Origin of the sequence: Gracilimonas qinghaiensis (assembly GCF_046602855.1) — a bacterium.
GTDB lineage: Bacteria > Bacteroidota > Rhodothermia > Balneolales > Balneolaceae > Gracilimonas.
In genome coordinates this window covers 1,552,934-1,569,914 of sequence record NZ_JBKINJ010000001.1, presented here as the reverse complement: position 1 = coordinate 1,569,914, position 16,981 = coordinate 1,552,934, and the positions used below count along the sequence as shown (strand labels likewise).

Genomic DNA, 16,981 nt, shown 5'->3' with positions numbered 1-16,981 from the left:
CCGGAATTCAGATTAATTTTTAAAGCTTCTGCTTAAATTGGCAGGAGCTTTTTTATGGATTGAAATTCATTTGAAATTTGTAGTGAACTATAAATCAATTATATATGAGCAAAGCAGACAACTTATCACAAGCATATAAAAGCAGAATCGTTGAAATGGCTTGGGAAGATCGCACTCCCTTCGATGCCATCGAATTTCAATTTGGACTGAATGAAGAGGAAACCATCGAATTGATGCGATCTGAAATGAAGCGATCGAGCTTTAAAATGTGGCGAAAACGAGTGACAGGTAGGAATACAAAGCATCGAAAGAAAAGAAAAGACTCAGTTAACAGGTTTCTGAGTCCTAAAAAATATTGATTACGGTCTAACTTTCAGAATCTGTGAATAAAGTTTTGGCTGATTCGGGCCGTGATCATTAATAAGAAGTGAGTGGTGGGAATGGACTGTGATTGTTTCACTTGTCTTTTAGTTTAAAAACTTGGCCAAAATAGATAATGGCTTTATCGATATTTTAGATGATTAAAACCTCATAGCTGTTATAGAATTTTTTTACCTTTGGGGTCTGTAAAAAAAATTTGATAATCCGACTGCTCAACGCTGATGAGTGATTACCAACAAAATGATAATAAAGGATTCTGGGACCGTCTGGGGATAGGACTTTCCGGATTATGCGCCATACACTGTCTGCTGGTCCCGGTATTTGTATCGCTGATTCCGCTTTGGCCGGCTCTTGATGACTTTCACGAATATACTCACCTGGTTTTTTTTCTGGCCATTGCCCCTGCTGTGATCCTTTCTGTGAAGAACCGAAAAGATCTTAAATCAATATCAGGTTATTTATTTGTTGGACTGGTGATCATATTCCTGGCATGGCTTTTCAATGATACATTAGGGGATTACGGTGAGGCAGCCGTTACGTTGATCGGGAGTTTGCTTTTGATACGTGGACATTGGTTGAATTATAAAAAAAAGATGGGTTTTACCACGTAAGCTGTTGCAGCAAGCCACTCACTTTTTGTGCACATCCCCAGCTAAGAGTAACACCTGCCCCTCCATGACCATAATTGTGAATTACCAATTTATCACCAACTTCCTCCGCTTGGATCCTTAAACCATTCTCAGTAGAACGCGTAAAACGATATCCGAGCTTTGAATGCATTTCAGAAACAGGAGGGAGCTCGTAATCAAAGGAAAACTTAAGAATTTCTTTGTGAATCTCTATGATCTGAGTAGGTAATTCCAGATTTTGCACGTTTGTCACCGGGTCCACGTTCTCTTCACCCTGCCATTCCCTATTTTCATTAATGTAGCCTTTTTGTCGGCTTCCACCTAAAACCAAACCATCATTGCGGGAATAACAATATACGTCCTGTTCGCAACCTGATTCACTTCTGTAAACCTGTTTTCCGGGATAATAATTGTAAGATACCGGATCTCCTTTAGGGTCCATGATCGTGGCCGCACCTGGTATGTTGATCAAATGTCCCCTATGGATGATCCGGCCCGAGGTATCTCCAAAAAGATCTATACTTCCGATCTCAGTGCAATTGACGATAACATCGAAAGGGAGGGCAGGCAAGTCTTCAGTTTTTAATTCTTTGATCTCAAACCCGGATACTTTATTAAGTACCTTCTGTATCAAGGCAGGGAAATAGAGAGGCCAGTCGGCAAAATAGGTTTCGAATCTCCAGCCACTTTTAACATGGTGATCCGGATGTTCCGGATAGAACTCACCTCTGAATTCATTAAAGATCCGGAATTGCTCCATTACATTTGCATAATCAGGCACTTCTTTGTGGTAAGAAAAAAGTTCATAATGCTTTGTTTTTGTTACACCGGGGAATCGCTGACTGTAGAGTGTTTCAAAATAATTCTTACTAATACTGAAGACCTCATTGAGTTCGTCTGAATTGACAGCGTGAGGAATGATGGAAGCCGCCGGAAACAAACTTGAAAATTCCGGGTTCAAAGCAGCTGACCTCGGATCATCTTTTGAAATAATATGAACCTGATATCCCAGTTGCATGAGTAGTGAGGCGGTACTTAGGCCGCTGATACCGGCTCCAATCACACATATTATCTTTTTTTTGTTCATAGCAACATATATAAGGTTTTCTATTTAAACAGCTGATGAATTGAAACCGGCCGGAGTTGTAAGATCATCCTATTTTTGGTAGTTTAAGATATCATCAACCAATTATCAAAGGCGTGCAAAATCTCATTTCATTAACAACAGTGGTAGCCGTGCTTCTTTCAATTTCTGCTTGTGACATGCTTACCATTAGTGATGCTGCACTCGAGTATCCTACGGTTTATTCTAAAATGGAACTTGGTGAGCTTCAAGCCTTGAATGAGGATTATCAAGAACTTAATAATGGTCGACTTTGCTCCACTCTTAATGAGTATGGTTTTACCGGGTACAGTGAAATTCTTTTTATTGACGGAAAGAACCCATGTGCGAGAGTAAATCGAGATGTAGTACGAATTGAAATGACCAACACTGATACGTTGCTCAGTGCCGCTAAACGAGTTTTGTATAGAAACCGGCAATTCACCGGAATTGAAGATACCAATCGTCTTAAGTTAAGTTCTATGAATCCACAACCCGGGTGTATAAACTGTGGTCAATTCGATGAATATAGTGCTAATATTGAATGGAGCCTTACGTTTGAAAAACAATTTATTGACTCTGCAGAAGTTATTGGGACTGAAATTACGGTCTTTTTAGATGCACTTGGTGTGAACCGAATTTGGGGTAATTGGTATGCAGATTTTAAAACACCTGATTATATCAATTTTGGATATGTAGATGTACAGCAAGAAATGGTAGGAATGGAAATAGATTTACTGCCTTACACCGGAGTAGATACAACATATAGTTTGCAGGCTGAGGATCTCCAGGGTATTCCTGGAAAAATACACTATCCCGTAGAAAGAAATAATGGAGAAGAGCTAGAAATTCGGACTTGCTGGGCCATTCCGGTCAGCTACGGAATCGACGATACATTTCCGGGATGGGTGGCATATGTAGACATAGAAGAGGGAATTGTGGTAGATTTAGTTATAAGATTTTCAGAAGAAGAAAACAATTTTTCAGGTCAGCAAAATAAAAATGTAACTTTTGTTTACCCATCCTCTCTTTAGTGTTAGGGTAAACAAGAATAATCTTAAGCTTATTAAGGAAATAAATTGGCAGAATCAGTGAAAAAAGTTCTTATCGTAGAAGATGATATGATAATTTCTCTTGTTATTGAGAATATGATTAAAAAATTAGGTCATAATCTTGTTGGCAAAGTAGCTTCAGGAGAAGAGGCTATTAAGCTTGCTGAAGAGCATGAGCCTGATATCATTCTCATGGATATCAGGTTAAAGGGAGAGGTCGATGGTATTGAAGCAGTAAAGAGAATCCAAGAAACAATCGATACAGCAGTTATCTATCTGACTGGCAATTCTGACAAGGTGAACTATGAAAGGGCCAAGGCAACAAATTGTGTTGACCTTATCTCAAAACCATTTACTATTGGTGAGCTGACCCGTTCTTTGGACCTTGTCGAATAAATTTCTAACGTATCTTTTTTGAACTTTTATCGTAGGTTTTCAGATAACAAATGGGTAAAACTATGAGCATAAAGTTTAAAAATCTGCGTAACGATCTGGAAGATCTTGAAGAAGAATCAAATACCGATATGGGGAGCGGTTCGTCAGTACAGGAAAGTTCTTCCGGGTCAAAAGTCGCTAATTACATATTACTTCTCGCATTTATCGCTACGTTAGTTTTCTATGCGGGATCCAAGATTAATTTCCCAACTTTTGATGTCAATCCTATCGAATCCTTTGTTCAGGAACTCAATCAACCTGACGAAGACCTGCTGAACAGAATGGGAGCCCGCATGGAAGAAATGGGTTACGGCTTGATGACGCATGAAGAACTCATCGCGCTTCGTGAAGAAGGAGTGACAGCAACATACACATCTCAAATAAGAGACGTCGGTTACTCGGATGTGACTCTGGGTGAATTGATCGCATTGCAAAATGCTGACGTAAGTGGCACTTTTACCAGAATGATGAAAGAACTGGGTTACGAGTTAAGCATTCAGGATCTCATCGATCTCAGAAATGCAGATGTAACGGCCTTTTTCACCAGCAATATGCTGGATATTGGTTACACCAAGCAAGAACTTACCAAAGATAATCTTATAAGGATGAGAGGTATAGGTGTAACTCATCAACAAGCCAAAAGATTGATGGAAGAGAGTGGTGCCAGATTATCCGTTGATGAGTTGATAAGAAATCGAATAAGTAATCAATAGTAAACTTCCCCGTAGTTGGTTTATTTCTAGTTCAGAAACACCTATTTTTGCCCCCCGCATCAGAAAAAGGTGTGGACTTTTTATTGAACCCAATCACTGATACAAAATATGGCAAAAATTACCTTACCCGAAGTAGAGCTTAACATCTATTCTAAAAAAAGCCCTACAGAGATCACAGTTGTAGAAAATTATATTTGTACTAAGGAAAGCAGTCCAAATTTTGTTCGCCATGTAACCTTTGACGTATCCGGAACTGATCTTGAAGGCAGGGTTCGCATAGGGCAGTCAATTGGTATTTTACCTCCCGGTGAAGATGAGAGGGGTAAACCCCATAAGCTGCGTTTGTATTCTATCTCATCTCCAACGAAAGGAGAAGACGGTAAACCGAATCTGATCTCTACTACCGTGAAGAGAACAATTGAGGAACTTGACGGTAATTTATATACAGGTGTTTGTTCAAATTATCTGGCAGACCTTAAGCCCGGTGACAAGGTGAAGGCTACAGGTCCCAGTGGAAAAAGGTTTCTACTGCCTGAAAACCCGGAGGATTTCAATTATGTATTTTTTGCTACCGGAACAGGAATTGCTCCATTTAGAGGAATGATCATGGAAATGCTGGAATCCGGTTATAAAGGTGAAATTGCACTTGTTTTTGGAGCTGCATACCGTACAGACCTTATCTATTCGGATTACTTTATGGAAATGGAGAAAAAGTACGACAACTTCCACTATATTGCTAAGATCTCAAGGGAAGATCGACGAGCTGATGGTTCTAAATATTACGTTCAAACGGCTATTGAAGACGAAGAGGAAATACTAGATCCTATCCTTAGCCAAGAGAACACCCTGATTTATATTTGTGGGATCAAAGGCATGGAGTCTGGGATTTACAAAGGATTGGCAAAAAAAGGATTTTCTGAATATCTGCTGGTGAAAGGTGACTATGTAGATACAGATCCTGATGAGTGGAAATGGCAGGAAATGCGCCGAAAGGTAAAGCCCGGCGCTCGTTGCTTCGAGGAAGTATATTAAATTTTAAACATGAGTTTTTGTCACACCGCCTGATACCACAAATCGCATGAAATTTGTGGGGTCAGTTTTGATCGGAGTAACTTTATCTCTTGGGACGATGTACAGGTTGCCGGATACATTATAGGAATGCGGGCAATAAACAGCTACATCGTTTTCCAAACCAAAATGTGATAGAGAGTCTTCAGTGATAAAACCAAAGCGTTTCATGCCAACCGGTTCACTGAATTCAACAATGACAGGTTTTGTGAATTTCTTTCGCTCACCTACAAATGCTTCCGTCAGATCCTTTAGTGAGTTATAAACAATATTGATAAATGGGGTTTTGGTCATAAGTTTTTCAAACAGGAAAACGATCGGTCTGGCAAAGGTTCGGGACATCACGTATCCAAAAATTGTAGTGAGGGTGAATCCTGTGATGATCCCTAATCCTGGAATTTCATACTTGAACCAGCTGAACAGCAGATTGTTGAATAGAGAATTTGTCCAGATTATCGTTGAATAGGCCAGGTATGCGGTCAATGCTACCGGGAAAATGATAAGTATGCCGCGGAAAAAGTAATTGAGAATGGTTTTCATAGTCAGACCGTATATTTAATTTTCTAAAATCTAAAAGTAAATCCTCAAAGATGTTGAGTTTGGACTGACTTTATTTTCAGACCGTGTCACTCTTTCATTTTTATGATCTGATCATAGACATGAAAGGCACTATGTACGGCACCATCCATATAGCCGGGTGAATTTTCAGCTGTTTCAGCTCCGGCAATGATAAACTTATTATTCAGGTATGTTCTTTGAAAGATCGCATGTCCATTGTTTTGATGCGGCAGTACATGCTTATCATAGGGGAAATATGTGAATGGTTCATTCGCCCAAACCAGTTCGTGATATTCTGTGTAATCATTGACCTGATTCCCATAGTATTTACTGAGTTGCTTAAGGATCATTTGGAGTCGTTCTTCTTTAGATACTGAGAAATAGCTGCCATTTAGAAATCCTTTTATTGCATGCTGATTATCATTCCTTGTTGAGTGATCATACATTTCATTGATGGGCCCAACATTGCTGAATACCGTTCCGCTTGAATCTTCTTCCAGCCAAAATGGATCATCAAATATCAATCCGAATTTTATGGATTCTCCCATCCAAGTGTGTGTAGTTGCTAACAGCTCCGAAACGTTTTTGGGAAGCTCAGGGTCGAACTTTATGGACTCAGATAAGAGTTTTGGGGGAAGTGTAGAAACTACAACACCGGCTTCGAAAGTAATGTCAGAGCTTTCAACAATAACCTTATTTTTTTCAGAGGTGATCTTATTTACGGGTTCATCCAAAAAAAGATCTACATCTTTTAAATGCCCTTTCAGAGTAGTTATCAAAGCCGAGGTTCCGCCTTCAATTCTAAAGCTGGGCTGCTGCTGGACGGGAAGGGTAACCAACTGATGTGGGCTCATGGAGGTCGGCTCATAAATGGCTTTACCACCCAGTCTTTGCTGAAAGGTATTCAGGCCAAGTTCATCCAATAGAAATTGGAGCTTGGTATGAGCAGGTCCCAACCAGGTGGCTCCCATTTCAACTGTTGCCTGACCGTGCCCGCCAACGGTTAAAATTCTTCCGCCAAGCCGATTACGTGCCTCAACTACGGCTACCTTTAGATCGGTATGTTTGAATAAATAAGCTAGTGTTAATCCTGTAAGACCGCCGCCAATGATGAGGATATCAGCTTTTGTCATTCTTTGATCAGTTCAATTTTATCGATGAGCAGATTGAATGACTCCGGTTTTTCGTTACCAATCAGGAATCGTATTTCTTCTATAGAATTATGGTCGAAATTTGGTTCGTTTAGCTTTCTTCCCCGGAAGGTCGGATACAGGTCTCCAAGCTTAAATTCAACGTCCTGCCAATCACCGTTTGTCTCAAAATAGGAGATATAGGATGCATAATCACCAGTCTTATGTTTTACTCTGAACTGATATTTTTTACCATCTCCTTTTAGACGAATCCGAATCAAATGATCTTTGGTTAAAGCGATCGGGGAGAATTCATATTTAACAGATGAGAAACCCCCGTTGTTTTGAAGAGATATTTTACCTGAAAACTGACCGTGTCCTGCATCAGAAAGTGCAAAAGAACCTTGGGAGCGACCTCCCATAACTTCGTCATCCACAACGCTCCAGTTTTCAAGGATTGAGTTCTTATTAAAATCAAATAATAGTTGAGTGTCCATAGAAAGAATGAAAAACAAAATTCCGATTATAAACTTCATTAATTATATCTGTGAAGTAGGATTATCACGTGATGAACTAATTCCTGAGCATACGATTTCGTTCCTAAAGTGATTAATCGTGATCACAAATTATGTTAGGGTTTACCTATTTAATCTCTGACTGAATACTGGAAAAGTATACCAGCAATTACAAAAAGTGTGAAGAAGAAACCGTTAACTGCCAGGATCTCATATACAGAACTGTCTGGGAGGTTCGACATTCCGGCTTTCAGAGCAGCAATAGTGATCATTGTTTGAGCCACTGCCATACCAAACATTGTGTACATAAGACCTGTTGGCTTAAATCTTGCGATAAAAGCTCCAATGATCCCGACCGCGATCACTAAAAAGTATAGCAGGTTGAATTCATTATTCTCAGAACCGATAATCCCAACGGCAAGATTACTCCAGATAAGGAATAACCCTGAAAATAATGCAAATCCGATGGCTATCCGGTAAATAGTACTTGTTGATCGCCGGGTGATAATAACGTAGGTGAGTCCCGTGGCAAATATTAGTGTTCCCGCAAAAATGAAATCGGATGCCGTCCATACTACATCATCTGAAAACTGCATGGCGACCAGCGGGACCAATAATAAGGTGAATGTAATCAATGCCAGTTTGGCTATAGTTCCGAAGAGTGTTTTATGTTTGTTCATGAGTTTACTTCTGTATTAATTGTTTAAATTTGATGGATAATTATGATGAATGTGATCATTGAAATCCGAATAATATGAGAAAGAGATCACTACTACAGCTCCAGTAATCGCAAGGATAAACGCGATCATCCCTTCAGTGAGAGCGGATCTATTGTGATATTGTTGGGGTGTAGTCGTCATTTATGTGAGGTTGGAGTTTTCAAATTGAAAGAACTTTGAATTACAAAGTATGATGATAAATTTTTTTGAGCCCTGTTTAACTCTGTAGTGAACGAATTTTGGATCGAGTGAAAAAGTACCAACCAGTTCCGACCAATATCAATGCGAGAGGAATGGCTCCCGGTTCATTTTCAACAATGACCATGAAAGTCAATAATGCAATGCCGATGAAGATGGTCAATAGTGAAAGCAGAGTATGCATTTTTAGTTTTTTGAATTGATTTGTTTTCATTGCTATTTCTGTGATTTTATGATTTGTTCAAGAGCTTTAAGATGTTCATCAAACGCTTTTTTGCCCTCTGGTGTCATAGAGTAACTGGTGTTAGGTTTATTGTCGATGAAAGATTTTTCTACCTCCAAAAATCCTTCTTTTTCCAGTTTTTTGACATGAGTGGCCAGATTGCCATCGGTCACATCAAGGAATTCCTTGAGGGAGGTAAAATCCAGGGAATCGTTGACAGCTAGTGTTGACATTATTCCCAACCTAACCCTGTTTTCAAATGCTTTGTGTAGATCGTCGAATGATAACTTCACTGTCGATCACCTTTCATACTTGAAATGCATATACATTCCATACAGGATGTGAACAAGACCAAAACCGATCGCCCAGAAAAGAAGTCCGTAGCTGATAAAGGCCATGTTCAGTAATCCAAGTACCATCTGTACAAAACCCATGATCCGGACTTCCTTGATGGTATAAAATCCGGCGTTGAATAGGGCAAGTCCATAAAATACCAAAGTGAGGGGAGCGATCAATCCAATTAAGCCTTTGGAGATAAGTATTACGATCAGGAATCCGCCTGTAAAAAGCGGAATAGACATGTTCGTCAACATTCTGCGCGAGGTGGCATTCCATACTTTTTCATTTCTTTTCTGAGCCTTTCGTTTAGAATCCAGAATGGCGCTGACGAGAGCCAGTGTGAGTACACCTATTGCAATTAATATGACACCGGTAAGATCAGGATAGGAGTAAAAGATCTCATCAGGGTGAAAATCAAGAATGCTATAGGCGATCCATGCTCCGATCAGGGCATAGAACCCGGCTAATATACCTGCCCAACCGGAGAGTGATAGAAATTTAGAAGACCGCTCCATCATGGACCGTATTTCTGCAATATCCTGAATGTAATCTTGTTGTTCTTTCATGCAAAGTACTTTTTAATTAAAAGTACATACAAAATTATAATCTTGCAACGCCAGTTTCTTTTGGCTTCGATTACTTTAAATTTTGAATTGCGATTGGCGATTATGAGATTGCCCGGATTTCAAAGACTTCTGAGTTAATAATCACTTGAGTATTTAAGTCTGTAATTTGTCCTCAAGTCAGGAGATCAAAATGAGAGTACATGCGAGTAAGGAGAACCCAATTTTTTAATTTAAGGCTTTCCACTCTGTTACAGTCATATATTAATGATATGCCACTTAGCGTGAACGGGCTATAAGAATCGACTTCTAAATCGATCATTTGTTGCATCGATCAATTGCTTTTAAGAATAAATTGATTTTCGATATACCGGTCTGCGAATAAGGTTTAACGAATCTCAAACCACGCATGAGTTCAAGCCATATTTTTCCTATATTTAAGGCTCTGTAAAATTCAACACTCACACACTAAATTTAATGTCGCACAAGACTTCTGCTCAGATCCGTCAGGAATTTTTTGATTTCTTTGCTGAAAAAGATCATGCTATTGTTGACAGCGCTCCTGTAGTCCCAAAAAATGATCCAACTTTGCTTTTCACTAATGCAGGGATGAATCAGTTCAAATCTATCTTCTTAGGAGAAGAGGATGCCCTCAAGCACGATGGCAAGCTCTGGAAACGTGCGGCTGATACTCAAAAATGTATTCGTGTCAGTGGTAAGCACAACGACCTGGAAGAAGTAGGCCATGACACCTACCACCACACCTTATTTGAAATGCTGGGTAACTGGTCGTTTGGTGATTATTTTAAAAAAGAAGCTATAGGCTGGGCCTGGGAGCTTTTGGTTGACAAATGGGGGCTTGATCCTGAAAGACTGTATGCCACCGTGTTTGAGGGAGATGATGCTGATGGGTTGCCAGCAGATGACGAAGCTATAGAGCTATGGAAAAGTGAGACGTCAATTTCACACGATCACATCCTAAAATGCAGTAAGAAGGATAATTTTTGGGAAATGGGTGAGACCGGTCCATGCGGACCTTGTTCAGAGGTACATATCGACCTTCGCTCAGATGAAGAGCGCAAAAAGAAACCCGGTCGGGATCTGGTGAACATGGACGATTCCCGTGTGATGGAGATCTGGAATCTTGTATTCATTCAGTTCAACCGTAAGCCGGATGCTTCCCTGGAAAAACTACCTGCCCAACACGTTGATACCGGAATGGGCTTTGAAAGGGTTTGTGCAGTACTTCAGGAAAAGACATCCAATTATGATACGGATGTCTTTACGCCGCTTTTAGATGAAATTGCCGATTTGGCCGGACTGAAATATGGTGAGGATGAAGATAAAGACATTGCTATGCGTGTTATTGCCGATCACATTCGGGCAGTGACCTTCTCCATTGCGGATGGTGCTTCACCCGGAAATGAAGGTCGAGGTTTTGTGATCCGAAGAATTTTACGTCGAGCCATCCGCTACGGCTGGGATGTCCTTGATTTCAAGGAGCCGTTCTTCTATAAACTGGTAGATGTATTAGCCGAGCAGTTCAAGGATGTATTTCCTGAGATCAAGGCACAGAAGAAATATATAGTGAACGTGATCCGTTCCGAGGAAAAGAGCTTTCTGAAAACATTGGGTCAGGGTATTGAGCTATTTAACGAGATGGTGGAAGGGGAGAAGAAGCTATCCGGTGAGGATGCGTTCAAACTGCACGATACCTACGGTTTCCCAATCGATCTGACGGAACTCATGGCTCGCGAGCGTGGAGTTGAAGTAGATGTAGATGAATTTAATAAGCACATGAAGGCACAGAAAGATCGTGCTCGTGCTGCCGGCAAGTTCTCGGTGGACCAGAGTGAAACTAATGCTTGGAAAGCAGTTCAGCAAGGGTCTGTTGCGGACCACAGATCTGAGTTTGTAGGTTATGATGACGCAGAGGTAGAAACTAAAATTATTGGATACAGAAAAGAAGGAGACAGATTTGCCCTTCAACTCACTAGAACACCATTTTACGCTGAAAGTGGCGGTCAAGTTGCCGATACAGGTGTGCTCAAAAATGATGAAGATTATTTGAAAGTCATTGACGTGCAAAAAGGAGCTGACGGAAAAAACATTCATTACGTAGACAATTTGCCTGAAGATTTATCCGGTACATGGACTGCTTCCATTGATCTTGACAAACGTATAGAAATTCAGAAACATCACTCTGCCACGCACCTTGTTCATGCCGCATTACGAGGAATTTTGGGTGACCATGTTGCTCAGAAAGGATCACTGGTGGATGAAAACCATCTGCGCTTTGACTTCTCTCACTTCGAAGCCATGACCGACGAGCAGCTGGAGGAAGTTGAACAGCTTGTGAATGAGAAGGTTCAGGAAAATATCCCATTGCAGGAAGAGCGGAACGTTCCGATGGATGAAGCCAAAGAACGTGGAGCTATGATGCTGTTCGGTGAAAAGTACGGCGAAACCGTGCGTGTGATTACATTTGACGAAGATTATTCTGTGGAATTGTGTGGTGGTACTCACGTTGGAGCTACCGGTGAGATCGGCTATTTCCGGTTCACCAACGAAACCTCGGTAGCTGCGGGTATTCGCAGGATCGAAGCTGTCTGTGGAACTCAGGCTGATAAGATTCTTCGGGATGAAAAACGATTATTACAGCAGGTTAAAGGAGCCATCGGTCAAACCGAAGATCTGGCTGCCGATGTCATGAAACTGATCGAGGACAAGAAAGCTCTTGAGAAAGAGCTTGAAAAAGTTCAGATGCAAAATACAGGCGCTAAACTGGATGAACTTATTAGGGATGCAGTGTCACTTGATTCAGGCATTAAACTGGTAAAAGGAGAGATTGCCGGCGCAGACATGGACGCATTGAAGCAACTTGGTTACGATGGACTTCAGAAGACAAAAGAAAATACTGCCATTGTACTTGGTTCTAAAGATGAGGAGCAAGGGAAAGTTTATCTGATGGTAGCTCTCACTGAAGACATCATCAGTGAAAAAGAACTAAAAGCCGGAGCATTGGTCGGTCAATTGGGACGAATTGTTGGCGGAGGCGGAGGCGGTCAGCCGAATTTAGCAACGGCTGGCGGACGTGAACCCGAAAAATTGTCTGAAGCACTAGAAAAAGTGAATGAATTGATCGAAGAATCTATTTCCTAATTAAACATCAGAATAGAATGAGGATAGCATAAATTGGACGAATAGTCGTTGTTTTTTGGTTAATTGAATTAATCTAAATCAGTGACGATCTAGTAGATCGGTGCCATCCGCCTTCCATTCTGATGTTTTACCAGGAGCAGAATCAAATCACAAAATCTTCATAAAAAAATGGATATATTTGCAGCCCTTTGATGCAAAGATTGATCTCAAAAAAATATTATGGCTAAAAAGAAAAAAGACGAAGTAAATTTTGCCCCCCGGGGAAAAGGAAGTGAAAAAGACGGTGCCGTGCAAAAAGGTGTTGATCTTCCGAGCCCCACCAGGAAAAAGCATAAATCCTTAGGCTTGAGTGAGGATGACCTCAAAGCTATGTATGAGCAGATGTACCTTCAGCGACGATTTGAAGAGCGTGCAATGCAGCAGTATCAAAAAGGAAAATTTGGCGGATTCTTGCACCTCTATATTGGTCAGGAAGCTGTTTCAACCGGGACTGTTTTTGCACTGAACGACGATGATGATATCATCACAGCCTATCGCGATCACGGTTGGGGATTGTGTCGAGGCATCACTCCAAATGAAGGGATGGCTGAATTGTTCGGTAAGAAAACCGGATGCTCCAAAGGTAAAGGCGGTTCAATGCACTTTGCTAAAACCGAAAATCATTTTTGGGGCGGTTACGGAATTGTAGGTGGCCACATCCCGATCGGTGGGGGGCTTGCATTTGCGAACAAGTACAATCAAAACGGTCGCATTTCAGCTACCTTCTTTGGTGACGGAGCTGTGGATCAGGGGGCGTTGCATGAGACCTTTAACATCGCCAACCTCTGGGGACTACCGGCTATTTTTGCCGTAGAGAATAATGGATATTCCATGGGTACTGCAGCCCGCCGACACACGGTAACTGAGATAGTTGATCGAGCTAAGGCATATGGAATGAAAAGTAAGGTTGTAAATGGAATGGATGTATTCTCTGTCTATGAAGCCATGAAGGAGGTTTCCGAAGAAGTGCGAGAATCATCTGAACCCTATTTTTTAGAGATCAGAACCTACCGGTATCGCGGTCACTCAATGTCAGATCCTCAAAAATATCGTGATAAAGAGGAACTGGAAGAATATCAGAAGAACGATCCCATTGAAAGACTGAAAACTTATCTGAAAGATGAGGAGATCCTTAAGGATAAAGAAATTGAGGAAATAGAGGAGAAGGTAGAGCAGGAAGTACTGGATGCTGTGGAGTTTGCAGATGATTCTGATTTCCCGGATGAGTCGGCTCTATACGATGATATGTTTGCCGAAGATGAACCATATTTCCACAAATAATTTTAAACTGACTATATAAAGTAATGGCTGAATTACAATTTAGAGAAGCAATACGAGAGGCAATTGACGAGGAAATGGCTCGTGAAGAGAAAGTCTTCATTATGGGTGAGGAAGTTGCCGAATATAATGGTGCTTATAAAGCTACTGAAGGACTTTTAGACAAATACGGCTATAAGCGCGTGATCGATACACCGATCTCCGAGCTTGGATTTGCCGGAATTGGTGTGGGAGCTGCAATGAACGGACTTCGTCCTATTGTAGAATTCATGACTTTTAACTTTGCAGTTTTAGCTGCTGACCAAATTATTAATCATGCCTCCAAAGCAGGCTATATGACCGGAGGTCAGATTTCGATGCCGATCGTATTCCGTGGGCCAAATGCTTCTGCAGGTCAATTGGGTGCAACACACTCCGTGGCTTATGATACCATGTATGCACACTTCCCTGGCCTGAAAGTGATCTACACTTCTGAACCGGATGATGCCAAAGGGCTTCTTAAATCTGCTATCCGTGATGATAATCCTGTACTGTTCATGGAATCGGAGCAGATGTATGGAATGAAAGGCGAGGTTTCCGAAGAGGAAGATTATATAATCCCGATCGGAAAAGGAAAAGTAAAACGTGAGGGAAGCGACGTAACAATTGTGGCTCACGGAAAGATGTACCATGTGGCAAAACAGGCTGCCTCGCAACTTGAGAAAGACGGCGTAGATGTGGAAATTATCGACCCAAGAACGGTCAAGCCGTTGGACTTGCCACTGATCGTGGAATCGATCAAAAAGACCAATCGTTGTGTGGTAGTGGATGAGGCCCATCCATTTGCAGGATTTGCAGCGGAGATCGGATTCCTGATCCAGCGTGAAGCATTTGATTATTTGGATGCTCCCGTTCAGCGTGTTACACTGCCGGATGTGAATGCACCGTTTGCAAAGAATCTTTTTGATGCCTGGCTTCCGGATGCAAAGAATGTTATCGAAGCTGTAAATCAGGTTACATATAGGAATTAGGCAAAAGTGAAAAGTGAAAGGTGAAAAGTATGCAGAGTACAACTTTTCACCTTTCAACTTTGCCTTTTCACTCTAACACCCGTTAAAATAGTATAAGCTCAAAAAATTAATAACTCACTCAACAGTATAGACTAAATATTATGGCCATTAAGATTGAAATGCCAAAGCTTAGCGACACCATGGAAGAAGGGGTGATCGCATCGTGGAATGTAGAAGAAGGAGATAAAGTAGAGGCCGGTGATATTATTGCCGAAGTGGAGACTGATAAGGCCACCATGGAAGTTGAGGCCTTTGATGGAGGAACCGTTCTTAAAATCCTAGTTGATACAGGCGACGCCGTTCCTTTGGGTGGCCTCATGGCCGTGCTGGGTGAGGAAGGTGAAGATATTTCCGATATCCTTGAGGAAGCTGAATCTGCTGATTCCGAAAAATCTGAAGAAGAAGCCGAAGCTGAAGAATCAGCTGACGATGGTAAAGAAGAAGCAAAAGATGAAGAGGCTAAAAGTAAAGGCAATGGTGGTTCAGCCACACTGACTTCTCCAAAAACTGAAAGCAAGCCTTCCAAAAAAGAAGACACTGAGGCATCTACCGGGGAACATGGACGAATATTAGCTTCACCACTTGCTCGAAAAATGGCCGAGGATAAGAATATAGATCTGTCCAAAGTTAGTGGGTCCGGACCTAACGGTCGTATCATAAAGGCAGATATTGAAGACTATAAAGAGGAAACTCCTGCTGCTGCGAGTGAATCAACCCAAACTTTTGAAAGTATCGAAAGTAAAGAGGTCAAGGTTTCTCAGATGAGGAAAACCATAGCCCGACGATTGTCGGAAAGTAAGTTTACGAATCCTCATTTTTATGAGACTATTGACATAGATATGAAGTCGGCAATCGCAGCCCGCAAACAAATAAATGATGCAAATGAAGACGTGAAGATCAGCTTCAATGACATTGTGGTTAAAGCGTGTGCTACAGCCTTGACACGCCATCAGTATGTGAACAGCTCTTGGCACGATGATGTGATCAAACAGCATGGAGAAGTTCATGTTGCGGTTGCTGTAGCCATCGAAGAAGGTTTGATGACACCTGTCATCCGTCATACGGACAAAAAAGGCCTGGCACAGATTTCCTCCGAAACCAGGGAATTGGCCGCACTGGCACGTGACCGGAAGCTTCAGCCTGAACAGATGGAGGGAAGTACGTTTACCATCAGTAACCTGGGGATGTTTGGCATTGAGGAATTCACAGCCATTATAAACCCGCCGAATGCGTGTATCTTAGCCGTTGGAGCTATCCGTGACGTACCGGTTGTGGAGAATGGAGAAGTGGTTCCCGGCAAGCGCATGAAAGTGACGCTATCATCCGATCACCGTATCGTGGATGGAGCCAAAGCCGCAGAATTTCTGAATACCGTTAAGAATCTGCTGGAAAATCCACTTTCGATGTTACTGTAAACTTAGCGTAACCAAAGTAATTGAAAGCCCTGTATTCGAATAGAATGCGGGGCTTTTTCATTTTTACTATAGCTGGTTGAATGGAACGCGGATAACGCTGATCTTGCGGATGGTCACTGATTTTTTAATTATCAGGTAATAATAAACTGGGTCAAGCGTCTTGCTTGAATCAACTACTACCTTGATCAACATCGTAGTGCTTCTCTAAATACCAATCTGCTCAATCCGTCTCATCCGTGTTCCATTCCCCGGTCTAATTCTGTTTTCAAATTCCATTACATTTTCTAACAAACTTAAGCTCGTTCCCAACCACCCGGTTGGGAATGCCTTGCTGGACCTCACGGTCCCTGTAAAAAAAGAAAGTGCTGTAAATAACTTTTTTGAGCCTTGGCACCTTTACCCACCCCTTGATC

18 protein-coding genes are annotated in these 16,981 nt (G+C 41.5%); 10 read left to right on the top strand and 8 right to left on the bottom strand.

The genetic code is table 11. The features are described from left to right. Positions 1-104 precede the first annotated feature (104 nt). Both ACKGJO_RS07095 and ACKGJO_RS07090 read left to right on the top strand, forming a co-directional pair. Complete coding sequence (locus ACKGJO_RS07095) at positions 105-359, top strand: TIGR03643 family protein (RefSeq protein WP_411322716.1); 255 nt, start codon at positions 105-107, stop codon at positions 357-359. A gap of 243 nt (positions 360-602) precedes the next feature. After that, entirely contained in the window at positions 603-992 is a 390-nt protein-coding gene (locus ACKGJO_RS07090) for a MerC domain-containing protein (RefSeq protein WP_411322715.1), read from the top strand. Here ACKGJO_RS07090 and ACKGJO_RS07085 read toward each other — a convergent pair. Beyond that, positions 982-2,097 carry an FAD-dependent oxidoreductase gene (locus tag ACKGJO_RS07085; RefSeq protein ID WP_411322714.1) on the bottom strand — a complete coding sequence of 372 codons (1,116 nt, stop codon included), beginning with the start codon at positions 2,095-2,097 and terminating at the stop codon, positions 982-984. The genes ACKGJO_RS07090 and ACKGJO_RS07085 overlap by 11 nt on opposite strands. 113 nt (positions 2,098-2,210) lie before the next feature. Here ACKGJO_RS07085 and ACKGJO_RS07080 point away from each other — a divergent pair, with 113 nt between their 5' ends. The 4 genes from ACKGJO_RS07080 to ACKGJO_RS07065 all read left to right on the top strand — a co-directional run bounded on the left by ACKGJO_RS07080 (position 2,211) and on the right by ACKGJO_RS07065 (position 5,344). After that, positions 2,211-3,146: a hypothetical protein gene (locus ACKGJO_RS07080; RefSeq protein WP_411322713.1), complete on the top strand. Its 936-nt coding sequence runs from the start codon at positions 2,211-2,213 to the stop codon at positions 3,144-3,146. 57 nt (positions 3,147-3,203) lie between these two features. Beyond that, a complete protein-coding gene (locus ACKGJO_RS07075) occupies positions 3,204-3,560 on the top strand; it encodes a response regulator (protein WP_411322712.1) in 357 nt (118 codons plus the stop codon). Between the two features lie 62 nt (positions 3,561-3,622). Then, on the top strand, positions 3,623-4,312 hold the full coding sequence (locus tag ACKGJO_RS07070) for a hypothetical protein (protein ID WP_411322711.1): 690 nt from the start codon (positions 3,623-3,625) through the stop codon (positions 4,310-4,312). 108 nt (positions 4,313-4,420) lie between these two features. Further along, positions 4,421-5,344: a ferredoxin reductase domain-containing protein gene (locus ACKGJO_RS07065; RefSeq protein ID WP_411322710.1), complete on the top strand. Its 924-nt coding sequence runs from the start codon at positions 4,421-4,423 to the stop codon at positions 5,342-5,344. Positions 5,345-5,347: 3 nt separating this feature from the next. On the opposite strand, the gene ACKGJO_RS07060 is transcribed toward ACKGJO_RS07065, so the two are convergent. From ACKGJO_RS07060 to ACKGJO_RS07030, 7 genes are all read right to left on the bottom strand, one after another. Then, a complete protein-coding gene (locus tag ACKGJO_RS07060) occupies positions 5,348-5,920 on the bottom strand; it encodes a DUF502 domain-containing protein (RefSeq protein ID WP_411322709.1) in 573 nt (190 codons plus the stop codon). An 86-nt stretch (positions 5,921-6,006) separates the two neighbouring features. Then, a complete protein-coding gene (locus ACKGJO_RS07055; RefSeq protein WP_411322708.1) occupies positions 6,007-7,071 on the bottom strand; it encodes a flavin monoamine oxidase family protein in 1,065 nt (354 codons plus the stop codon). After that, positions 7,068-7,604, bottom strand: coding sequence for a CIA30 family protein (locus tag ACKGJO_RS07050; RefSeq protein WP_411322707.1), 537 nt, complete (start codon positions 7,602-7,604; stop codon positions 7,068-7,070). Before ACKGJO_RS07050 ends, ACKGJO_RS07055 begins: the two co-directional genes overlap by 4 nt. Positions 7,605-7,714: 110 nt before the next feature. Further along, positions 7,715-8,263, bottom strand: a complete 549-nt coding sequence (locus tag ACKGJO_RS07045) for a hypothetical protein (RefSeq protein ID WP_411322706.1) — start codon at positions 8,261-8,263, stop codon at positions 7,715-7,717. A 256-nt stretch (positions 8,264-8,519) separates the two neighbouring features. After that, positions 8,520-8,714: a hypothetical protein gene (locus ACKGJO_RS07040; RefSeq protein WP_411322705.1), complete on the bottom strand. Its 195-nt coding sequence runs from the start codon at positions 8,712-8,714 to the stop codon at positions 8,520-8,522. A gap of 2 nt (positions 8,715-8,716) precedes the next feature. Further along, complete coding sequence (locus ACKGJO_RS07035) at positions 8,717-9,016, bottom strand: winged helix-turn-helix domain-containing protein (protein WP_411322704.1); 300 nt, start codon at positions 9,014-9,016, stop codon at positions 8,717-8,719. 6 nt (positions 9,017-9,022) lie between these two features. Next, positions 9,023-9,628 carry a hypothetical protein gene (locus ACKGJO_RS07030; protein WP_411322703.1) on the bottom strand — a complete coding sequence of 202 codons (606 nt, stop codon included), beginning with the start codon at positions 9,626-9,628 and terminating at the stop codon, positions 9,023-9,025. 474 nt (positions 9,629-10,102) lie between these two features. On the opposite strand from ACKGJO_RS07030, the gene alaS reads away from it, so the two are divergent. The 4 genes from alaS (at position 10,103) to ACKGJO_RS07010 (ending at position 16,568) form a co-directional block, all read left to right on the top strand. Next, positions 10,103-12,787 carry an alanine--tRNA ligase gene (gene alaS, locus ACKGJO_RS07025; RefSeq protein ID WP_411322702.1) on the top strand — a complete coding sequence of 895 codons (2,685 nt, stop codon included), beginning with the start codon at positions 10,103-10,105 and terminating at the stop codon, positions 12,785-12,787. Between the two features lie 219 nt (positions 12,788-13,006). Next, complete coding sequence (pdhA, locus tag ACKGJO_RS07020) at positions 13,007-14,107, top strand: pyruvate dehydrogenase (acetyl-transferring) E1 component subunit alpha (protein WP_411322701.1); 1,101 nt, start codon at positions 13,007-13,009, stop codon at positions 14,105-14,107. Between the two features lie 23 nt (positions 14,108-14,130). Further along, a complete protein-coding gene (locus ACKGJO_RS07015) occupies positions 14,131-15,114 on the top strand; it encodes a pyruvate dehydrogenase complex E1 component subunit beta (RefSeq protein ID WP_411322700.1) in 984 nt (327 codons plus the stop codon). A 140-nt stretch (positions 15,115-15,254) separates the two neighbouring features. Further along, on the top strand, positions 15,255-16,568 hold the full coding sequence (locus tag ACKGJO_RS07010) for a pyruvate dehydrogenase complex dihydrolipoamide acetyltransferase (protein ID WP_411322699.1): 1,314 nt from the start codon (positions 15,255-15,257) through the stop codon (positions 16,566-16,568). Positions 16,569-16,981 lie beyond the last annotated feature (413 nt).